The sequence below is a fragment of the Flavobacterium sp. YO64 genome, assembly GCF_004119505.1.
GTDB classification, from domain to species: Bacteria; Bacteroidota; Bacteroidia; order Flavobacteriales; family Flavobacteriaceae; genus Flavobacterium; species Flavobacterium oncorhynchi.
Window position 1 is genome coordinate 1 of sequence record NZ_NRQV01000007.1, and the last position, 20,125, is coordinate 20,125.

Annotated in this window: 13 protein-coding genes; 4 read left to right on the forward strand and 9 right to left on the reverse strand. The window is 33.4% G+C overall.

Annotated elements, in window-relative coordinates:
• Positions 1-16: 16 nt before the first annotated feature.
• The 7 genes from BOW57_RS06610 to BOW57_RS06640 form a co-directional block, all read right to left on the reverse strand.
• On the reverse strand, positions 17-2,209 hold the full coding sequence (locus BOW57_RS06610) for a GH92 family glycosyl hydrolase (RefSeq protein WP_371413515.1): 2,193 nt from the start codon (positions 2,207-2,209) through the stop codon (positions 17-19).
• A 55-nt stretch (positions 2,210-2,264) separates the two neighbouring features.
• Complete coding sequence (locus BOW57_RS06615; RefSeq protein ID WP_129053467.1) at positions 2,265-3,749, reverse strand: alpha-L-fucosidase; 1,485 nt, start codon at positions 3,747-3,749, stop codon at positions 2,265-2,267.
• Between the two features lie 98 nt (positions 3,750-3,847).
• A complete protein-coding gene (locus BOW57_RS06620; protein WP_129053468.1) occupies positions 3,848-6,169 on the reverse strand; it encodes a glycoside hydrolase family 20 protein in 2,322 nt (773 codons plus the stop codon).
• Between the two features lie 244 nt (positions 6,170-6,413).
• On the reverse strand, positions 6,414-7,493 hold the full coding sequence (locus BOW57_RS06625; RefSeq protein WP_129053469.1) for a putative glycoside hydrolase: 1,080 nt from the start codon (positions 7,491-7,493) through the stop codon (positions 6,414-6,416).
• Between the two features lie 6 nt (positions 7,494-7,499).
• The gene (locus BOW57_RS06630; RefSeq protein ID WP_129053470.1) at positions 7,500-8,567 is read right to left on the reverse strand and encodes a carbohydrate-binding family 9-like protein; all 1,068 of its coding nucleotides are present in this window, start codon (positions 8,565-8,567) and stop codon (positions 7,500-7,502) included.
• 7 nt (positions 8,568-8,574) lie between these two features.
• Positions 8,575-9,540 (reverse strand): glycoside hydrolase family 130 protein, encoded by a 966-nt coding sequence (locus BOW57_RS06635; protein ID WP_129053471.1) that lies wholly within the window; start codon positions 9,538-9,540, stop codon positions 8,575-8,577.
• 216 nt (positions 9,541-9,756) lie between these two features.
• Complete coding sequence (locus tag BOW57_RS06640; RefSeq protein ID WP_129053472.1) at positions 9,757-11,634, reverse strand: sodium:solute symporter family protein; 1,878 nt, start codon at positions 11,632-11,634, stop codon at positions 9,757-9,759.
• Positions 11,635-12,171: 537 nt separating this feature from the next.
• Between BOW57_RS06640 and BOW57_RS06645 the strand changes: the two genes are divergently transcribed.
• Both BOW57_RS06645 and BOW57_RS06650 read left to right on the forward strand, forming a co-directional pair.
• Positions 12,172-13,230, forward strand: coding sequence for a sensor histidine kinase (locus BOW57_RS06645; RefSeq protein WP_129053473.1), 1,059 nt, complete (start codon positions 12,172-12,174; stop codon positions 13,228-13,230).
• A gap of 64 nt (positions 13,231-13,294) precedes the next feature.
• The gene (locus BOW57_RS06650) at positions 13,295-14,008 is read left to right on the forward strand and encodes a LytTR family DNA-binding domain-containing protein (protein ID WP_129053474.1); all 714 of its coding nucleotides are present in this window, start codon (positions 13,295-13,297) and stop codon (positions 14,006-14,008) included.
• Between the two features lie 10 nt (positions 14,009-14,018).
• Here the strand turns inward: BOW57_RS06650 and BOW57_RS06655 are convergent, their stop codons facing one another.
• Positions 14,019-14,351 (reverse strand): 2Fe-2S iron-sulfur cluster-binding protein, encoded by a 333-nt coding sequence (locus BOW57_RS06655; protein ID WP_129053475.1) that lies wholly within the window; start codon positions 14,349-14,351, stop codon positions 14,019-14,021.
• An 8-nt stretch (positions 14,352-14,359) separates the two neighbouring features.
• Positions 14,360-14,713 (reverse strand): DUF488 domain-containing protein, encoded by a 354-nt coding sequence (locus BOW57_RS06660; RefSeq protein ID WP_129053476.1) that lies wholly within the window; start codon positions 14,711-14,713, stop codon positions 14,360-14,362.
• 266 nt (positions 14,714-14,979) lie between these two features.
• Between BOW57_RS06660 and BOW57_RS06665 the strand changes: the two genes are divergently transcribed.
• The gene (locus BOW57_RS06665) at positions 14,980-16,212 is read left to right on the forward strand and encodes an ROK family transcriptional regulator (RefSeq protein WP_129053477.1); all 1,233 of its coding nucleotides are present in this window, start codon (positions 14,980-14,982) and stop codon (positions 16,210-16,212) included.
• A gap of 474 nt (positions 16,213-16,686) precedes the next feature.
• Positions 16,687-20,121 (forward strand): TonB-dependent receptor, encoded by a 3,435-nt coding sequence (locus BOW57_RS06670; protein WP_129053478.1) that lies wholly within the window; start codon positions 16,687-16,689, stop codon positions 20,119-20,121.
• Positions 20,122-20,125: the final 4 nt, after the last annotated feature.

Sequence of the window (20,125 nt, forward strand, 5' to 3'; positions counted from 1 at the left end):
GTGTTATTATTCTTAGTTATTCTTGAATCACTTTTAATGTAGTTCCATTTACAAAATCATCATGATTGATAAAAAAACTATTCAATGTTTTTCCGTTTAACTGAATTTCTTTTATTTTTCCATCACTGTTCATTGCCCTTTCAATTACTACATTTTCTTTATTGTAATACCTTGAATCTAGTTTAATTGTTACTTTATCAAACATTGGTGTTGTAACAGTATAAATTGGATCTCCTGGAGATATTGGATAAATTCCCATCATAGAATACACCAGCCAAGCCGACATCGTTCCTGTATCGTCATTTCCAGGTAATCCTTTTGGTTCGTTTCTAAAATATTCTCGAACCAATTTCTTAACCATTTCCTGACTCTTCCACTCCTCACCTTTTACATAATTAAATAAATAAGGATAAGCAATATCAGGTTCGTTTGCCATATCAAATTGTTTGATGTCAAAAATTTTCTGCAATTGATCAGAGAAAACCTTATCACCTCCCATTAATTTAATAAGTCCTTTTATATCATGCGATACCATAAAAGCATATTGCCATGCGTTACCTTCTATAAATCCAACATTTTCCTGAAAATTAGCTCCCGCATTAGGATCAAAAGGCTCATACCATTTTCCGTCAGCTGTTCGTGGGCGAAGTAATTTTAAATCTTTATCATATAATTTTTGATAGGATAAAGATCGTTTATAAAAACGCTTATAATCTTCTTTTTCTCCTAAAGCTTTTGCCATAAGCGCAATCGCATAATCTGAAGCATTATATTCTTCTGTTGTAGAAACTGACCCATGATAATTTGTAGACAAATATCCTTTTTGAAGGTATTCTTTAAGCCCCGGACGCAGCGGATTTTCTTCGATTTGATCTGCTCCTTTTAACATTGCATGATAAGCTTTATAAATATCAAAATCCTGAATTCCTTTTAAGCAGGCATCTGCTATAACTATACTCGCAGGATCTCCAACCATTGTAAATGTTTCCGTTGAATTTAATTCCCATTTAGGCAGCCAGCCGTTTTCATCGTACATTTGCAACATACTTTTTATCATATCAGATTGCTGCTTAGGATAAACTAAAGACGTTAAAGGATGCATATTTCGATAGGTATCCCATAAAGAAAATACGGTATATCGGGTACCCAATGTTTTTCCAATTTTGCTTCTTTTTATTTGAGGAAATTCTCCGTTAAGATCATTTAAAGTATTGGGATGAATTAAAGTATGATACAATGCCGTGTAAAAAATAACCTTATCTTGATAGGAACCGCCTTCGACCAAAATTTTAGAAAGTTCTTCGTTCCATTCGTTAAATGTTTCTTTATAAACATCATCAAATGATTTATATCCCGTTTCTTTTTCCAGATTCTCACGAGCGTTTTGAATACTTACATACGAAATTCCTATTTTTACTTCAACAGTTTCTTCTTTATCAAATTGATAGGTAAAATAAGTCCCAATACTATCTCCAACAACAGTTTTAATCGTGTTTTTCATCATTCGGGTTTTACCATTGTAACCCATCCATTGCGCTTCTGTACCTTCATATTTAGGGGTGTTTTTCCAAACGCCAAAATGATTTGCCGGTTTCGAAAACTTAGCTACAAAATATACAGGATAAGCATCTTCAGGACTATTATAGCAAAATGAACCTACAGAACGCATTCCTTCAATCTCTGTTGAAGAAACTACTTTTACCATCGCTCCTTCTTCATTTGTTAATCCTAAGCCAAGATTCAATAAAATATTAGACTGCCCTTTCGGAAAAGTGAATCTGCTTACTCCTACTCTTTTCGAAGCTGTAAATTCACCTTTAACTTTATATTTATCAATGTTTACACTATAATAAGCCGTTTTAGCCAATTCTTTAGAATAAGTAGAACCATATTTTAAATGATTGGTTTCGACCGCTCCTGTTGTTGGCATTAACAAAATAACACCTAAATCAGGGCAACCTACACCACTTAAATTTACTTGACTAAATCCGGTTAAAAATGTATTCTCGTTTACATAAGGATTCGACAACCATTGACTGTCTTTTTCTAAACTATTTTGTCGTCCAGCCACATTAAAAGGACTGATACTTGCCATTCCTCTTGGAGCAATCGGTCCGGGAAAAGTAGCTCCATAATTAGAAGTCCCTATAAGCGGATTTACAAAATCTGCGGGCTGCTGGGCAAAAGTATTTATGCTAAAAAACAGCATGCTGAAAAAACATGCTGCTTGTGTTATTTTACTATTAAAAATCATATTTAATTCTCTATCTGTTAATCGCTTCAATTTTTAAAGTCCAAGCTTCTTTACATGGTAAATTATTACGTAAATTTTCTGGAATTGTAACTTTAAATCCGTCCGCAAATTTAGTCCATTTCAATGGTATTTTCGAACCTAACATTGTAATTTTTGTTCCTTTTTTAGGATTGATCGATTTTAATGTAATCTCTGCAGGAATTTTATCTTCTCCTTCTTTTGCTAGATAAAACAAGTAAACACTTCCTGCTTTATTCTGTGTCATACAAATATTATCTTCCTTATAAGGTGCAATTGGTTTGGTGTCATAAATTGCAGTACTGTTTACTTTCATCCAATCTCCAAAAGAGGCTAATAAATCGTACGCTCCCTGCTGCCATTCTCCTTCTGGACTTGGAGCAACATTCAACAATAAATTACCGCCTTTTGCCACTACATCAATAAGCATATGAATCCCTTGTCTGCCTGTCATATATTTTGCATTTGGAGTGTATGACCAGCCTCCGCCAGAAGTAATACAAGATTCCCAAGGATAAGGAAGTGTTTTTTCAGGAACGCGGTTTTCAGGTGTTAAATAATTTTGATTTTTGCCATGAACTGCTCTGTCAACCACTATTAAACCAGGTTGTTTCTGACGCGCTTTTACTACCAATTCATCCATTTTAACATCTTGGCTGACAACTCTATGTTTTATAAATCCGTTTTTAGAAGTGTTTTCTAAAAACTTAGATTTATAGTGCTCGCTAATACTTTTTTGGTCTCCTTTTTCTACCCAGCCGCCATCAAGCCATAAAATATCAACTTTTCCGTAATTGGTTAAAATTTCTAAAATTTGATTGTGGGTAAAATCAACATATTTCTGCCATTTTTCAGGATATAGTGCTGGATCATAATTTACGTTTCTATCAAATGGAGGAAAATAAGGATCCCAATAGTTTTCGTTGTGCCAGTCTGGTTTTGAGAAATAGGCACCTGTAGAAATATTTTCATTTCTAAAGGCATTAAAAACTTCTTTCAAAGTATCCGCTTTTGGATTACTGCTGAAAGCACATTCTTTATCAGTTACCTTGTAATCTGTGTATTTAGAATCATACATCGAAAATCCGTCATGGTGTTTTGTGGTAAAAACCATGTATTTCATTCCTGCTGCTTTTGCCGCTTTTGCCCATTTTACAGGATCAAACTTTGTTGGGTTAAAGGTTTTCTTTAAACCTTCATACTCTTTTACATATTGACTGTAATTACCCGGATTACTGCCTTTTTTACGCTCGCACCATCCATAATCTTCAGGGCAAATCGACCATGATTCTACAATTCCCCACTGACTGTATGTTCCCCAGTGCATTAACAATCCAAACTTTTTGCCTTGCCATTGTTCTAAGTTTTTTAAAACTAATGGATCTGTTTCCGGTACATAACGCTCGTCTTCATAAATAGCCTGAGAGAACATTTGTGCAGAAAATAATACTGCGATTAATACTATTACTTTTTTCATCTTTGGTTTATTTTTTTTGGTTTGGTTTTACTGCAAAAATCTTATTTACGATGCTAAAATTTGTAAATCAAACTTTGTCAAAGTTTATTTCTTCTTGTTTAATTCACTAGAATCTCATCCACAAACAACCAAGAACTTTCGCCTCTTGGACTTTTCTTTAAGTTTGACCCAATTACTTTGATGAATCGAACATTCGTTTTTTCAAAATTGATTTTAAAATCTTTTAACTCTGAAGTTGGGTTAGATGCATATGGGCGTGATATTTTACCGACTTCTTTGTATTTGATACCGTCATTTGAAACTAAAACTTTTACTTGTATCGGGAAAAATATGCCTGCACCTTGACTTTCTAAAGTTCCAACAATTACTTCTTTTACACTTTCTTGTTTTTCTAGATCAATAACAAGTTCCATGTCGTTAACAAGCCAAGCCTGCCATTGTCCGTCATGAAAGTTCTTAGATCCACGAATTGTATTTACCATCGTAAAAGGACCGTCGCCTTTGTAACTGTTATTAAATGGTGTTAAGTAATTGACTTTATGTGCTACTGCTTTATGAAATACAATAGTGTCTGTAAACGTTTTTCCAACCGGTTTTTCGTTTTGAAATAAAGAAGCTTTTAAAACTGTTGTTTGATTAAACTGAATTGGATTTGTATATTTCAGAGCGTTTACATCCAAAGTTTTATCCCCTAATACATATCGAATATCTGGATTTGGAAATTCATTTTTCAAAGTCACATTAATTTGTTTCTTAGCAATATCTGCACTTGAAACTGCTGTAACTAAATAAGCACTTTTTGCATAATTGATTCCTAAATAATCGTAACGTTTTAATAACGGTGCTAATCTAGTTGTAAAGTCATTCCAATTACGGCTTTCTTTGGAGCTCCATAAAACTTCGGATAAAGCAGCTAATCTTGGAAAAATCATATACTCCGAATCTTTAGGCGCCGAAAGGAATTCTGCCCATAAATTAGCTTGTCCGCCCAAAACATGTGCAGCTTCTTGTGGTGTCATTCCAGTTACTACTGGATCAAACTCATAAACTTTATTTAAAGGATTGTAAGCATCAAAAGCTAATGGTTCTTCATTTTGAGGACCTTGGTAAAAATTAAAATAACAAGGAGATTCTGGAGTCATAATAACATCATGTCCTTGCTGTGCCGCTTCTGTTCCTCCTTTAGTTCCTCTCCAGCTCATTACGGTAGCTTCTGGAGCTAATCCGCCTTCTAAAATTTCATCCCAGCCAATAAGTTTTTTGCCTTTAGAATTGATGTATTTCTCCATTCTTTTTACAAAATAACTTTGCAGTTCATGAACATTTTTTAAGCCATGTTCTTTCATTCTTTTCTGGCAATGCGGACATTTTTCCCAATTTGTTTTTGTCGCTTCGTCACCGCCGATGTGAATATATTTTGAAGGGAATATTGTAATTACTTCATCAATTACGTTCTGAAGAAACTCAAATGTAGATTCTTTTCCTGCACAGTAAATATCCGTTATCGGCCATAATCCGCCAGATGGCACACCAATACGCTGATCAAAACACGCTAATTCTGGATATGCAGCAATTGCACTGCTTACGTGTGCCGGCATTTCGATTTCAGGAACAACTTCTACATTTTTTGTTGCAGCATATTTTACGATTTCTTTTAATTCTTCTTGTGTTAAAAATCCGCCGTAAGTACCTTTTTGATCAGGGTTTGTAAGCAATCTTGCATTCCATGCTAAATTTTCCTGATCGACTCTCCATGCACCAACTTCTGTTAGTTTTGGGTATTTTTTAATTTCGATTCTCCAGCCTTGATCGTCTACTAAATGCAAATGCAAAACGTTCATTTTGTGCATTGCCAAACGATCGATTGTTGCTAAAACATAATTTTTATCAAAGAAATGACGTGATAAATCCAACATTAAACCTCTCCATTGAAAACGAGGTTCATCCGTAATCGTTACATTCGGAATTTCCCATTTTGCAAGGTTTACAGCGTTTTTACTTTCGATCGCTGTTGGAAGCAATTGTCTAATGGTTTCTAATCCGTAGATAAAACCTGCATTCCCTTTTGCTGTAACAGTAATTGTATTATTATTGATTTCTAATTTGTAGGCTTCGTTGTGAAGATTTGAATCAACTTTAAACTGTATGTAATTATTCTTTGGCGCTTTTGTTCCAATAATTGGGCGCCAGCCTGCTGCAGCTCCAAATTTATTTATTAAAGCGTTCGAAATGTCTTTTTGAAAATCTGTTGTGGCAACAAATACGGTATTCTTAGAAAACTCAAATGATCCCGATTGTAAAACCAGCTGATTGGGTTTTGGAATGATTTGAATGTCTTTTTCTGTAAAAACTTTTTGACTGTAACCCGAACTTAAAAAGGCTAAAAATAGTAAGGTGAATAAGGGTTTTAATGTTCTCATAATTATTATTTTAAATAGGATATGATTTTAAACTACTGTATTTTTTTATCCTTCAAAAGATACTCTTTTTTAGAAAACGCTATGCATTTTTCTGTGTCATTGCAACATTCTTAAAAAACACAATAGGAAGCATTTATGGGCTCCCTATTATATTCCTTTATTTATTATTCTGCAAAACGTTTGGTATACGCTCGCAGCTATTATCGAAGTAATTTGTAACGATACTATGCTTTTGTTCTAAAGATTATTTTAAACTTGCTTTTGTTTCTTTAATTGTTTTAAAATTACTTTCAGACAAAGCATTTCCATCAAAGAAAGAAACTCCAACTGCTCCATTTTCTTTTGCATATAAAATTGCTTCTTTCAGCTCTTTATCTGTCTTTAAGCCTGGAACATAAATTCCTGTGTTGATTTTTGTTTTTTTATCTTTTAAATCAGCAACACCTTGTTTTGTAGCATAACCAACCCAGTCAATTTCTTCATCGTAAAAACTGTTGTAAATCATTGGATACACTTGGTCGATATTCCATTTGTCCCAACGCTGACGCACCATATGATCTGCCATTTCTGGATAAGGAAATACTGCTGCAGTTAGGTTTTTATTGTGTTTATGAACAATATCATAAGCATCATTTACTACAGCTTGAATAGCATTTAATCTAAAATTTTTCCACTCCATATCGATTGAAGTATTGTGGCTTTCTTTTGGATTTTTGTGATGGATCTTTTCGAATGCTTTTACACATTCATCACAGTAACAAAAATCAAATTGCGGCAATTCTACATCTTGAACTAAGTTGTATTTTGGCAATAAACTAATTGGTAAAAAGATGTCTGGGAAACGAATATAATCTAAGTGAACACTTTCGATTCCTTCCACTTTTGCTAATTCTTCCACTAATTTTAAAACATGCTCTCTAGATTCTTTTCTAGTTGGGCATAACCATTGGTAGTAATCTACATAAGGGCGTGTATCAAAGCATGATTTACCTTCTTTACTTACTTGATACCATTCTGGATGCTGCAATGCAATTGAGTCTCCAGGTCTGTTCATTGCCATAATCCAAGCGTGTACTTTTAAACCTTCTTTTGTAGCTAAAGGCACTAAGCGACTTAAAAGTTTTGGATCTGTCGAAGTGTTTATCAGCACTTCATCAATTCCTCCGTCTTTGTATTTTTTAAACTCTTTTGTATAATCTGCATCCGATTTTTTGGCATCGGCTGTTGTCCATACTCCAAATTTAAAAGTGGTTTGTTCTTCTTTTTTAGTACATGAAAAAATACTAAATGCTAATAAAAAAAGTAATAGTTTTGGTAGTTTCATAGTGGTTTATTTTGTGATTATTTTTCCATCCTGCCTTATCACAAATGTTGTATTGGTGAATGGACTTTTTACTAAAATATTATATCCTGATGAGTGATTTTCTATTGTTGGTTTTAAAACTTTACCATCAACAGTAATGCTTTTTGTGGTAAGATCTGCAATAGACTTTGTCCAAGTTTTATGTTTTTCAAAGTATCCTTTTTGAGCGCGGTATAGTGTATACAATTCCCATCTTACTTTTTCGTCTTGCGGAATTGTAAAGGTATCTTTTCCTTCTTTAGAGGAGAAATAAACATAACCCCATTTTTCTGGCTCATGCATGTTGATTACACCCATTGGCGACCAAACCCAGTTGTACTCAGGCAAAAATTTTCCTTCGGCATCTTTCTTTCGCTCGTAAGTTCCATTTTTAATGCTGTGCTGCCAGTTGACTCTCGAAAAATTGACTCTCCAAAATTTATCTGCTGGAACATTTTGATCAAAGAATGTGGTTTTGTAAGCTGCCCACGGAATGGCCATTTCTAAAACCCAGCCTTCATCTGTATCGTTCGGATTATTAAGTGTTCCGTTAACTTTTACTGCTGATTTTAAACCTGTAATATTCCAGTCGTTTGCCACGACAATATCGCTTTCTCTGTAGGGTTTTGTCAGAAACAAATCCCAAGCAGTATTTAAAGCGTTTATTTCTAATTCGTAATAGTTAAAGGTATCACTGTCTGGATCAACAAAAACTTCAAAATCATTGTTGTAAAAAATAATGGTATCGCGTTGTTTTAAATTTGCCCAAACGTGCGGTTCTTCCATTTTTGCTAATATATAGAAATTGGTTTCATCCCAAAGCATTTTTACTTTGGTTGCATACTTTGGTTTTACACCATTTTCAATATCTTCAAAAAGATCTGTCCAATCTGCTTTACTCCACGAAGCATCAGATTCGTCTCCGTCAATTACAATTGGTTTGGTTGTTTTTGCCGCAACATACGTTTTAGGAATAACCGGTTTCTTTGACTGTGAATATCCAGTTATCGAAATCAAGCCTAAAGCAACAGCAAGCCATTTAAGTTTTAAAACCATCTCTTTTTTATAAACTGTTATCTTTTGTAAACTGGACTACTTCACTTAATTTACCAAATGCAATGGCAACTACTGTATCAGCTGCACCGTAATAAACGGCTAATTTATCTTCTTCTGTATCATGCAACGCTGCACATGGAAAAACTACATTTGGTACATCTCCAACCATTTCATAAAGTTCTGCAGGTCCTAATAAATAAGGCTGTGTTCTGTATTTTACTTTGTCTGGAGAATCAACATCTAAAAGTGCTGAACCCATTGCATAACGGAAACCGTTGCAAGTATTAATAACTCCGTGGTAGATCATTAACCAGCCTTCGTTTGTAAGAATTGGAATTGGTCCTGCACCAATTTTGGTACACTGCCAAGCACTATCTTCAAAAGGAGTTGGTTTCATGACCAAACGGTGCTCTCCCCAATATTTCATATCCGGACTGTAACTAATCCAAATATCTCCAAAAGGTGTATGTCCGTTATCACTTGGACGACTTAACATAGCATATTTTCCGTTGATTTTTTGCGGGAACAAAACACCATTTCTGTTGAATGGCAAATAAGCATTTTCGCATTGAAAAAACTCTTTAAAATCAAATGTATATCCAATACCAATCGTTGGCCCGTTGTAACCATTACACCAAGTAATCCAGTAACGATCTTCGATAAAAACAACACGTGGATCATATTTGTAAGCAGATTCGATCATATCTGTATTACCTGCTTTCATTTCGATTGGTTCATGATTAATTTCCCAATCGATTCCGTTTTTACTAAAACCGGCAAAAATGTTCATTTGAACTGCTTTATTATCACAACGGAAAACTCCCGCAAACCCATCTCCAAAAGGAACTACAGCACTATTGAAAATACTGTTTGATGATGGTATAGCATATCTTTCAATAATAGGATTTTCAGTGTATCTCCACATTACATCATTACTGTTTTCGGGTCTGTCTTGCCAAGGAATAGTGCTCATTTTTATATTTTTTGTTTATTGTTTTTTTTCTGTTGTTTGTTGTAAAGACTTTATCAAAGCTTTCTATTTCTTAAACACATAGAAACATAGTTTTTAAAATCTAAAAAGTGGTTTTGGTTAGTTCAAAAGATGCAGCTATATGTGTGGAACCTTTCTTTTGTAATTTCTTCTTTTCTAATTATAAAAATCTATGTTTCTATCGTGTTTACTTTTTTCTTAATCCGTTATTTTTCGAACTTTATCCAGCCATGTGAATTTTAAAATTATCATTGTTACTAAAAATACCAATAACGCTGCAAACGCTTTTGGATAATCTCTGATAACAAAATAAATTGGAAGTAAAATCATGCTTGACTGCCACACAATTCCGATTACACAATTTAGCATATCTTTCCAGAAATCGTTGTTCTTTTCGAATTTTTGATCTTCTGCTTTTAATGTTTTATAAACTGGTCCCCACCATCCCCAAGGTCTAACATTAGTATAGAAAGATCTTAAAACTTCCATATCTGTAGGTTTGCTTAAAAACGTCCCTAAAAGACAACCTAAAATTGAGAATCCAAATATTGCTGGAAACAAGTAAATCGCCTGCACTTGTGATAAATCATACAAAAATGTTCCTTCGGCAAATGTTCCTTTATATTGTCCTAAAACAAATTGTAAAGAAGCTACGATTAAACCTGCAAACATTCCCCAGAAATATCCCCAGCCGTTAAAACGCCACCAAATCCATTTTAGAAAATTCGCTGCTACATAGCCTCCGTATAAAGCACTTGTAATCCATAAGGTTAAAGAATTAATCGATTCTGCGAAGAATCCCATGAAAACTCCTAAACCAACAACTACGAATGAAGAAATCTGACTTACTTTTATATAATGCGCATTTGATGCAACCGGCTTGAAGTACTTTTTGTAAATATCATTTACAATGTAAGCTGGTCCAGCATTTACAAAAGCAGAGAATCCAGACATAAAAGCAGCTAATAAACCAGCTAATAAAAGCCCTTTAATACCAACTGGAAGATATAAATTGACCACTTTTGGCATTAATAATTCTAAATCGGCTTCCGTTAAATTTAAATTAGCGTTTAATTCCGGCGCTAAATTTATCAAGGCAATTACAACAATTCCTGTAATTAATAAATATCTTGGAATGAATAAAATCAAGTTGGTAAAACCACTCATATAAGCAGCTTCTTTTACTGATTTTGTAGACAAAATTCTTTGTAAATCGTAGCTTGGCGTTGGTCCTGCAACACTGGCAAAGAAACCTTTAAACAATGTCATTCCGATAAAAGCGCCAAACATTTTATAACCCTCAGAATCAATTAAATTATTGAAAGTCTGAAACTTTTCACTCCACTGCGTTTCAAACTGCCAGCCAAAGAAGACGTTTTTCCATTCTTCCGTAATTACGGAGTTAATCTGAATATCGGTATAATTTACAAAGGCGTAACCTGCAATTAAAACACTGGCAATAATCATAATTAAATATTGTACAACTTCAGTTGCAACTACAGAGAACATCCCGCCTTTTACAGTATAAATTGTAGTTAAAAATATGATTATTAAAGCATAAGAACGCTCTGAGGTTAATAGAATTAAATCGCCAGAATGAAGCGTTAAATCCCAAGGAAGAATAATGGTTATAAATTTCCCAATTCCTTCAAAAAAGTAGGCAATGAAACCTATTGTAGAAATAATCGCAAAAATAGCGACAATAATATGAGATGCTTTTCCGGCTTTATCGTTTCCAAAACGAGTTAAAATCCATTCAGAGCCCGTCATTACTTTTGACCTTCGTATCCAAACGGCGAGAAACATCATTACAAAAATCTGATTCCAAATGGGCCAAAGCCACATAAACATAAAGCTTTTTACGCCATATAAAAACAATACTCCAATCATCCAGGAAGTTCCTGAAACATCAAACATTCCTGATCCGTTGCTTAAACCTAAAAAATACCATTTGATTGTTTTTCCGCCAAGGAAATAATCATCTAAACCTTTTGAAGCTTTTCTGGAAATCCAGATTCCTATTCCTACTGATAGCACAATGTATGCTATGATGATTGCTATGTCAATGATATTCATTAATTATTATATTGTTTTTAGGGGTTAGTTAAATTTATGTTGGTATTCCGTTTTTATTCGTAGCAATTTTAGACCAATAACATTGATCTATTATTTCGACTTTTATGACATAAACTACTATGTAAAGTCTCAGGTTTTGAAGATGTTAATCCTACATGGATTTTAGAATCTTTAAGAAAAACTTGGTAATAACACGGTATTGATCTTTTGTAAGCATGACTTGATATTTTATAATGTTGAGTGTTTTTCTTTGTTGCAAAAGCAAGTTTTTTTCCAGCGGTTTTAAATAAAAATTTTCTCAAATCACTAATTACTGTTTGTTGAACAAAGAAAGCTTGTTGACTATTATTTTTAATTTGCTTTATTTTACAGCTTACTTTTAGAATTACAACAAAACTTACAAGTAAGACCATTCATTAAAAAAATATAATTTAACTTTAAATTTATGCAAAATTGAATTTTACTTAAATTATTTTAGACAAACGACATCTAAACGAAGACAAACATCAAAAAAAGTCTCAAAACATACTTTGAATTATGAATTTCAGCACAAGCAAATTATATCGAATACCACTACAATATCATATCCTTTTTTGGCTTACTTATTTCTTGTTTAATACTTTTCGCTGGGGAATTTATTTTAATGATTACGGCTATTCTTTTAAGACTAATTTACTGGGCTTTCCTATTCATATGACCTTATGTTACTTGAATATTCTTGTCTTCATGCCTTATTTAGTTTATCGTAAAAAATACCTTTTATATATACTTGCTGTTTTGTCTTCGATATTTATAATGGTTATTATAAAATTCAATCTTACTTATTTGTTGATAAATCATGATGTTTGGCCGGAAGGACCTGAAACTATCGATAAACTTTCGCTCAATTACACGATTGATATGATGATTGGCGAATTGTATGTCATCACTTTTGTTACAGCTATTAAGATTACATTAGATTTCATGAAGGAGCAAAAACGTGTAACTGATCTTGAAAAATCACAATTAGAAACAGAATTATTGTTTTTGAAATCTCAAATATCGCCGCATTTTCTCTTTAATACACTTAATAATATTTATTCGCTGTCTGTCGAAAAGTCAAACAAAGCACCAAAAATTGTACTTAAACTTTCAGAGTTAATGCGTTATATGTTGTATGACACAAAAAGCACCAGACAATCGCTGGAAAATGAGATTTTATGTATTCAGAATTATCTTGATCTGGAGCGAATTAGGAACGACGATCGATTGATTATAAACATGTCTGTTTCGGGAGATATTCACGACAAAGAAATTGCTCCTATTATATTATTGACTTTTATAGAAAATGCTTTTAAACATGGTGTAAACAAAAACACTGGAAAAGTTGTAATTGATATAAATTTTAAGGTAAAAGGCAATTTCCTGCATTTTACAGTTTCGAACCCACAGCCTGAAACTACTGATCTTGAAGACAATTTTAATGTATCAAACGGTATAGGTATCGAGAATGTAAAAAAAAGGTTAGAACTAGGTTATAATAAAAACGAGTATAACCTTTCATTTAAAAAGAAAAAGAATATTTTTGTCGTAAAGCTTGTAATTAAAGTCACTTAGAACGACTTTTCTTATATTAAATTTATACGCTGGATTATTTTGCTTAAAAAGTAATAATAGAGAAATGAAAATAAATTGTTTGATTATAGATGACGAGCCATTGGCTATTAATGTTATTAAAAATTATTTAGAACCGCTTGAAAATTTTGAGGTTATAAATACTTTTAGTAATCCAATAGAAGGTTTAAATTTTGTAAAAAACAATAAAGTTGATGTTATTTTTCTAGACATTAATATGCCGGTTCTTGATGGTATTAATTTTATAAAAAGCCTGGAAGATCCGCCTTTACTAATTATTACTAGTGCGTACAGTCAATTTGCAATAGAAACTTACGAACTTGATGTTTTGGATTTCTTAGTAAAGCCTATCGAGTTTCCGAGGTTAATGAAGGCCTTGAACAAAATCAGTAAAAGACTGGAAAGTAAATCCAATCCTACTCCTGAAAATTCTGCTGAAAATCCTTTTATTTTTATCAAAATAGATAAGAAAAGAATGAAGAAGATTTTCCTGAATGAGATTTTGGTTATCGAAAGCTTGAAAGATTATCTAAAAATAAGCACCTTAACAGGTAAATACATTATACACAGCACCTTATCTGACTTTACCGATTTACTGCCGGAAAGAAATTTTTTAAGAATTCACAGATCATATACTGTCGCCATTGATAAGATCGACGCGGTTGAAGGAAACAGTGTAGAAATTGAAGGTTTAAGATATGTAATTGGCAGATCGTACATGGATCACGTAAAACAAAGAATTTTAAATTCTGCTAACTAACTTTTACAAACTACATTTCCATAATTTCAATCTGTGAATCTTCTAAATCAGTTGTAACATACAATTGACAGGAAAGCCGAATATTCTCAGCCGTATATCCTAATTTAGCTAATGTCGCTGGTTCGTTTCGATCTTTTTTTAACGCATTTTCTTTAATATCATTTAACTTGATAATACAAGTGGCACATCTGCCAACGCCGCCGCATTCGCCAAAATCATCTAAAAAAAGCTTATCTCGAAGCAAAAACATCAAATTGGGATATTCGTGTACATAAGTTTCAATTGTACGAATTGTACCGTTGTATATAACAGTAAAGCAAATACTCTTTCTATTTGTAATCAAAACTCAAGTTATTTATTGTTGAGCAAAAAATCTCTCAAAATTACTGCATGATTTATTATAGGATCTTTTGCGGCATATAATAATGTCAAAGATTTCTTTTCTGCCATATTTCTTAAACGTGCGATTTCTTCACTTTTTAAACTCAATTCTTGAATGTAACGTTTAGTAAATTCGGCGTAGCGCTCCTCTTTATGAGCAAACCATTTACGCAGTTCTGTCGATGGTGTAATTTCTTTAGCCCATTCATCAAAACTTAAATCTGTTTTACTAAGTCCGCGCGGCCATAATCGGTCAACAAGTATTCGGTACGTTCCATCACTTGTTTTATTATCATAAACCCTTTTTATAATTATAGTCTTCATTTTTATTAACTTCTTTTTGCAGCTGATTCTTTTAATTTATTAGAACCAAAATTCAAAAACAGCCACCATAACACCACATTCTATAAATTTACGAATTAATTGACAGTTTGAAAACATCATTTTATGGGTTCTTCATCTTTTATTAAAAAAGCCAGAAATTTAAAATACCTAAGTACTATTTTAAATAAATTTAATATTGTCTCCTATTTTTTAATTCTAATTTAAAAAATAAATTAAATTTGTGTCAACCCATAAAACACAAAGCAATGAGTTTAAAAGATTTATTAGACAATAGTAAAGACAAAAGTCTGTCAGAACAAAAGTGGCATATGTTAAGACAATTTATCACTAAACGTTTACTTACTGGCGGAAATGCAACCATTGCGGAATTAAGTGCTGAAATACAATCGAGCGTTCCTACGGTGACTAAAGCTGTTAACGAATTGCTGGCTGAAGGTTATGTTGTTGATATGGGAAAAATTACAAATAGCGGCGGCAGAAGACCTTCTTTGTTCAGTATTAATCCAACTTGTGCTTATTTTCTTGGTGTCGAAGTCGGATTGACAAGCATGTCTATAGGTCTTCAAAACATTAAAAATGAACTAGTAAGCATCGAACTTGGAACTTCATTTGCGTTAGAAAATACGCAAGAATCTTTACTAAATTTCTGTAACTTAATCAACTCTTTTATAGAAGACAGCTCTGTTGATAAAAAATTGATTGTAGGAGTCTGCATCAACTTTTCGGGGCGAATTAACTCAATGGAAGGTTTTAGCTATAATTACTTCTTTAGCGAAAACAGACCTTTAACCGAAATAATCTCTGAGCAGTTAGATCTTCCTGTTCATCTAGAAAATGATACTCGAGCAATGGCCTTTGGTGAATATTGTGAAGGAGTTGTCGACGATGAGCAAAACATAATTTTTGTAAACTACAGCTGGGGAGTTGCTATTGGGATGATTACCGATGGAAAGCTTTATTACGGTAAATCAGGCTATTCAGGCGAGTTTGGACATAGTACCATTTTTAATAATGAAATCATGTGTAAATGCGGAAAACTGGGTTGTTTAGAAACAGAAATATCGGGCTGGTCACTTGTAAACCAGTTTAAAGAAGCCGTAAAAGAAGGTAAACAATCTAAGGTAATTCTAGACGATTCTTCATCAGAACTGCAGCATCACGCTATTATAAAAGGCGCTGTAAATCTAGAAGACACTCTTTGTGTTGATCTCGTAACGCAGCAAAGCGAAAAAATGGGTCGTTATTTATCTATTTTACTTAACATCTTTAATCCTGACTTACTTGTAGTTGGAGGAGATTTCGCACAGTTAGGAGACTATTCATTATTACCGATTCAATCTGCATTAAAAAAATATTCACTTGGTTTAGTCAACCGTGATATGAAGCTTAAAAAATCTACTTTAGGCCGTCGCGCGGGCGTTATTGGCGCTTGCTGCGTCATAAAAGAAAAGATGTTATTTCCTCTAATCAACAACTAATTTAGAGATTCTTTTGTTAATTATTAAAATATTTTAATAACTAAACTTGTTATATTAAAATATTTTATATCTTTACTTCGTAATAATAAAATAATTTATTCATAAAGTTATCATAACCTTGGTTAAGCTGTTAAAATTTAATCAATCCATAATAACTTAAAAAATGAATAATGACTTATTATTACGAAGCGGCACACATTTATAAGTCATCTAACAAGAGGTTAATCAAATCCTCTTAAAAAAATACAGGAAGGAGAAAAAGGAGAATACAAATTTTATATACAATAACAATAGAATTAAAGATCATAGAGAATTATCAATAGAACCAATTGCATACCCTGTTTAATTTCTAATCATAAAAAAGCCAGCTAATGCTGGAAACATAGCTGGCCAAGTTCCATTTAGGAACAATGATTGGAGAATAAACACATAGACCTTTAACCAAGTTATTATTAACCTAACCATTACAAAAGTATGAAATTATTGCCTAAAAGTAAACCTAAAAATTGCAGGTTTACTCCTAAACACGTAAAAGTTATTAAATTAACGTCGACGTTACTTTTAGTTTTTACTATGCAGTTAGCTGCTGCAAAAACGGAAAGAAGTATTGTTTTTACAGATAAAAATGTAAAAAAGAACAACCCTATTCAAAAGAAAGTAACCGGAAAAGTGACCAACGAAAAAGGAGAATCACTGCCGGGTGTAAATATCGTTGCCAAAGGAACTAATGTAAGTACACAAACAGATTTTGACGGAAACTTTGCTTTTGAAGTTCCAGATAATGCTACAACTCTAATTGTTACGTATATCGGTTTACAAGATCAGGAAGTAACAATAACAGGAGGTTCTCTCAACATTGTTTTAAAAGAAATTGGACAGCAGATGAATGAGGTAATTGTTGTAGGATATGGTTCTCAGAACAGGAGAACTTTGAGTACTGCGGTTTCTAAACTAGACAAAAAAGTTTTAGAAAATGTTCCTTACTCAAACGTAACCCAGTCTTTGCAAGGAAGTGTAACAGGTTTGGTGGTTAAAACTTCATCTGGTCAACCCGGAAAAGCATCTAATGTGATAGTCCGAGGAGGTACATCTATCGACAACCCTTCTGGAGCAACACCTTTGTATATTGTTGATGGTGTAATTCGTACGCAGATTGATGATATAAATTCAGCAGATATTGCCTCGCTTCAAGTTTTAAAAGATGCTGCTGCTACCTCTATTTACGGTGCAAGAGCTTCCAATGGTGTAATTATCATTACTACTACAACAGGAAAAGCAGGCAAACTAAAAGTTACATATAATGCCTCTACACAAGTCAGCCATATTGCAAAAAAATATGATTTTATGGATGGCGGAGATTATATTAAATTTCAACGTCAGGGTTTATATAATGCTGCAGAACTTGCTGGACTTTCGACAACTACAGGTATTGCGCGATTAGGACAGTTAACAGGTGCTACGCCTGCAGGAACTGGAAATAATTTGCAGAATAATACTCCTTTTGCAACCTTACTAAAGTCTAATTTATCTGCCGATACCGTTAGTCAATTGCAAGCAAAAGGCTGGCAGGAAATTGCAGATCCATTAAATCCAAGTAATACTATTATCTACAAAAGCACAGATTGGAACGATGTTTTATTTCAAAGTGCTGTAACGCAAAATCATAATCTTGGTTTCAGCGGAGGTACTGATACCGGTGTTTTTGATTTGAGTCTTGGTTACTTAAAAGGCGATGGAATTACCATTTTTACAGGTTATCAAAGATTTACAAGTAAATTGAATGCATCATTAAAAGTTGCTGATAATTTTACTTTAAACGGACGTGTGTTATTTTCTAAATCGAGTAATAATCAAGTTGTTGCCAATAGTGTTGTTTTCAACAGATACTTAGGAAACTCACCTACAACAAAAATGTATTTAGAAGATGGTTCACTGGCTCCGGGGCAAAATAACATCAACGGAAATCCATTATATCAAATGGGTAAAGTAAAAGGAATTAACGAAAACAATAAACTGCAAATGAGTGTAGATGGTGAATTAAAACTGGCAACAGACTTTACCTTCACTCCTTCTATGTCTCTTTACAGTGAAAACGAAAACGACAATACTTTTCAACAGGCATTTTTAAGCGGAAGCAGCGGATTGGTAGACAATACACGTACTGCAACTCGATTAAGCAATCAAATTTATCAAGTACAATACGAAGGAGTTTTTGCTTATAAAAAAGGATGGGATGCGATTGGTGATTTTGATGCAAAATTGGGAGCTTCAAAATACGATCGAACAATTAAAGCTTTTAATGCTTCAGGAAAAGGAAGTCCTTCTGACTTAGCACAAACTTTAGACTCGTCTCCTGTTCCGGTTTCAGTTTACAGCAACAATACTAAATTAGTTTTAAACAGTGTATTTGGACGTTTAAACTATGATTATAAAAACAGATATTTTGCTACAGCTTCTTTCCGTTATGATGGTTCATCAAGTTTAGGACCAGACAATAGATATGGATTTTTCCCAGGAATCTCTGCTGGATGGAATATGCAGGAAGAAAAATTTTGGACAAAAGTAATGCCTAAATTCTTTTCATCTCTTAAACTTCGAGGGAGTTACGGTGTAAATGGTAACTTAGGAACTTTAGGCGATTTTCAGGCTGGCGGATTATATGCTGGTTCTACAAATGGTATAGCCAACAGTTACAACGGACAATCGGCAATTATTAATTCTCAAATTGCAAATCCAGGTTTAAAATGGGAACAATCTGAAACAATAAATGGTGGTTTTGATATCGGGTTTAATAACGATAAGATTAGAATTATTGGAGATTTCTACAACAAGTTAACTTCAGATTTATTAACGAATTTGACTTTACCTTCAAACAGTGGTTTCTCTACCGTTTTAACTAATTTAGGCGGATTAAGAAGTAAAGGTTTTGAGCTTGAAGTACAGGCAAATCTTTACAATCAAAACGATTGGAAAATCAATGTTGGAGCAAACGTTTCGCACAACACCAATACGGTTGAAAAGCTTCCATTTAATGGAAACACAAATAACAGAATTGGCGGAACTGAAATTTACGATGTAAAAAGCGGTACTTATAAATATGTAGGCGGATTACAGGAAGGTCAAAAAATTGGAGATTTCTATGCACACAAACAATTATACATTCTTTCGACTCAAGCAGAAGCCGATGCTTATAACTTAAAAGTTCAAGATACATATGTAACAAAAACAGCAGCAAACGGCGGAAACCCAACTGGTAAAAAATTTGCTGGAGATGCTGTATTTGAAGATACAGATAATAATGGTATAATCGACAGCCGAGACAGACAATACATGGGTAATATGTTCCCAACATTTGTAGGAGGATTTAATTTTGATGCAGCTTACAAAGGATTCTCTTTAACTGTAAGAACAGATTATTCGTTAGGAGCTACAATTTACAACGAAGCAAGAGCACGTTTCTTAGGTCAGTTTCAAGGAAACTATGGTTTATTAGCCGAAAGTGCACAAGCTTGGCAAAAAGAAGGTGATATTACAGATGTTCCTCGTTACCGTTGGGCAGATCAAACCAATCAAAATAATTTATTTAGATCAGAAGCGAGCGGTGCAGCTTACAACACAAACATGTTTCAAGGAAACAGCCGTTACTACGAAAGTGGAGATTACTTATGTATTAGAGAAATCACATTCAGTTACAACTTTCCAAAATCATTAGTTGAAAAAGCAAGATTATCATCACTTCGTATGTATGTAACAGGAAGTAACTTATACTACTTTACTAAATACAAAGGGTTAAGCCCTGAGGTGCAAGGTATCGACGGAGGATCTAGTTTAGGTTTAAACGCTGCAGGATCTACTGGTACTTATCCAGTACCTAGAAACATTATACTTGGTTTAAATATCAGTTTGTAAATTT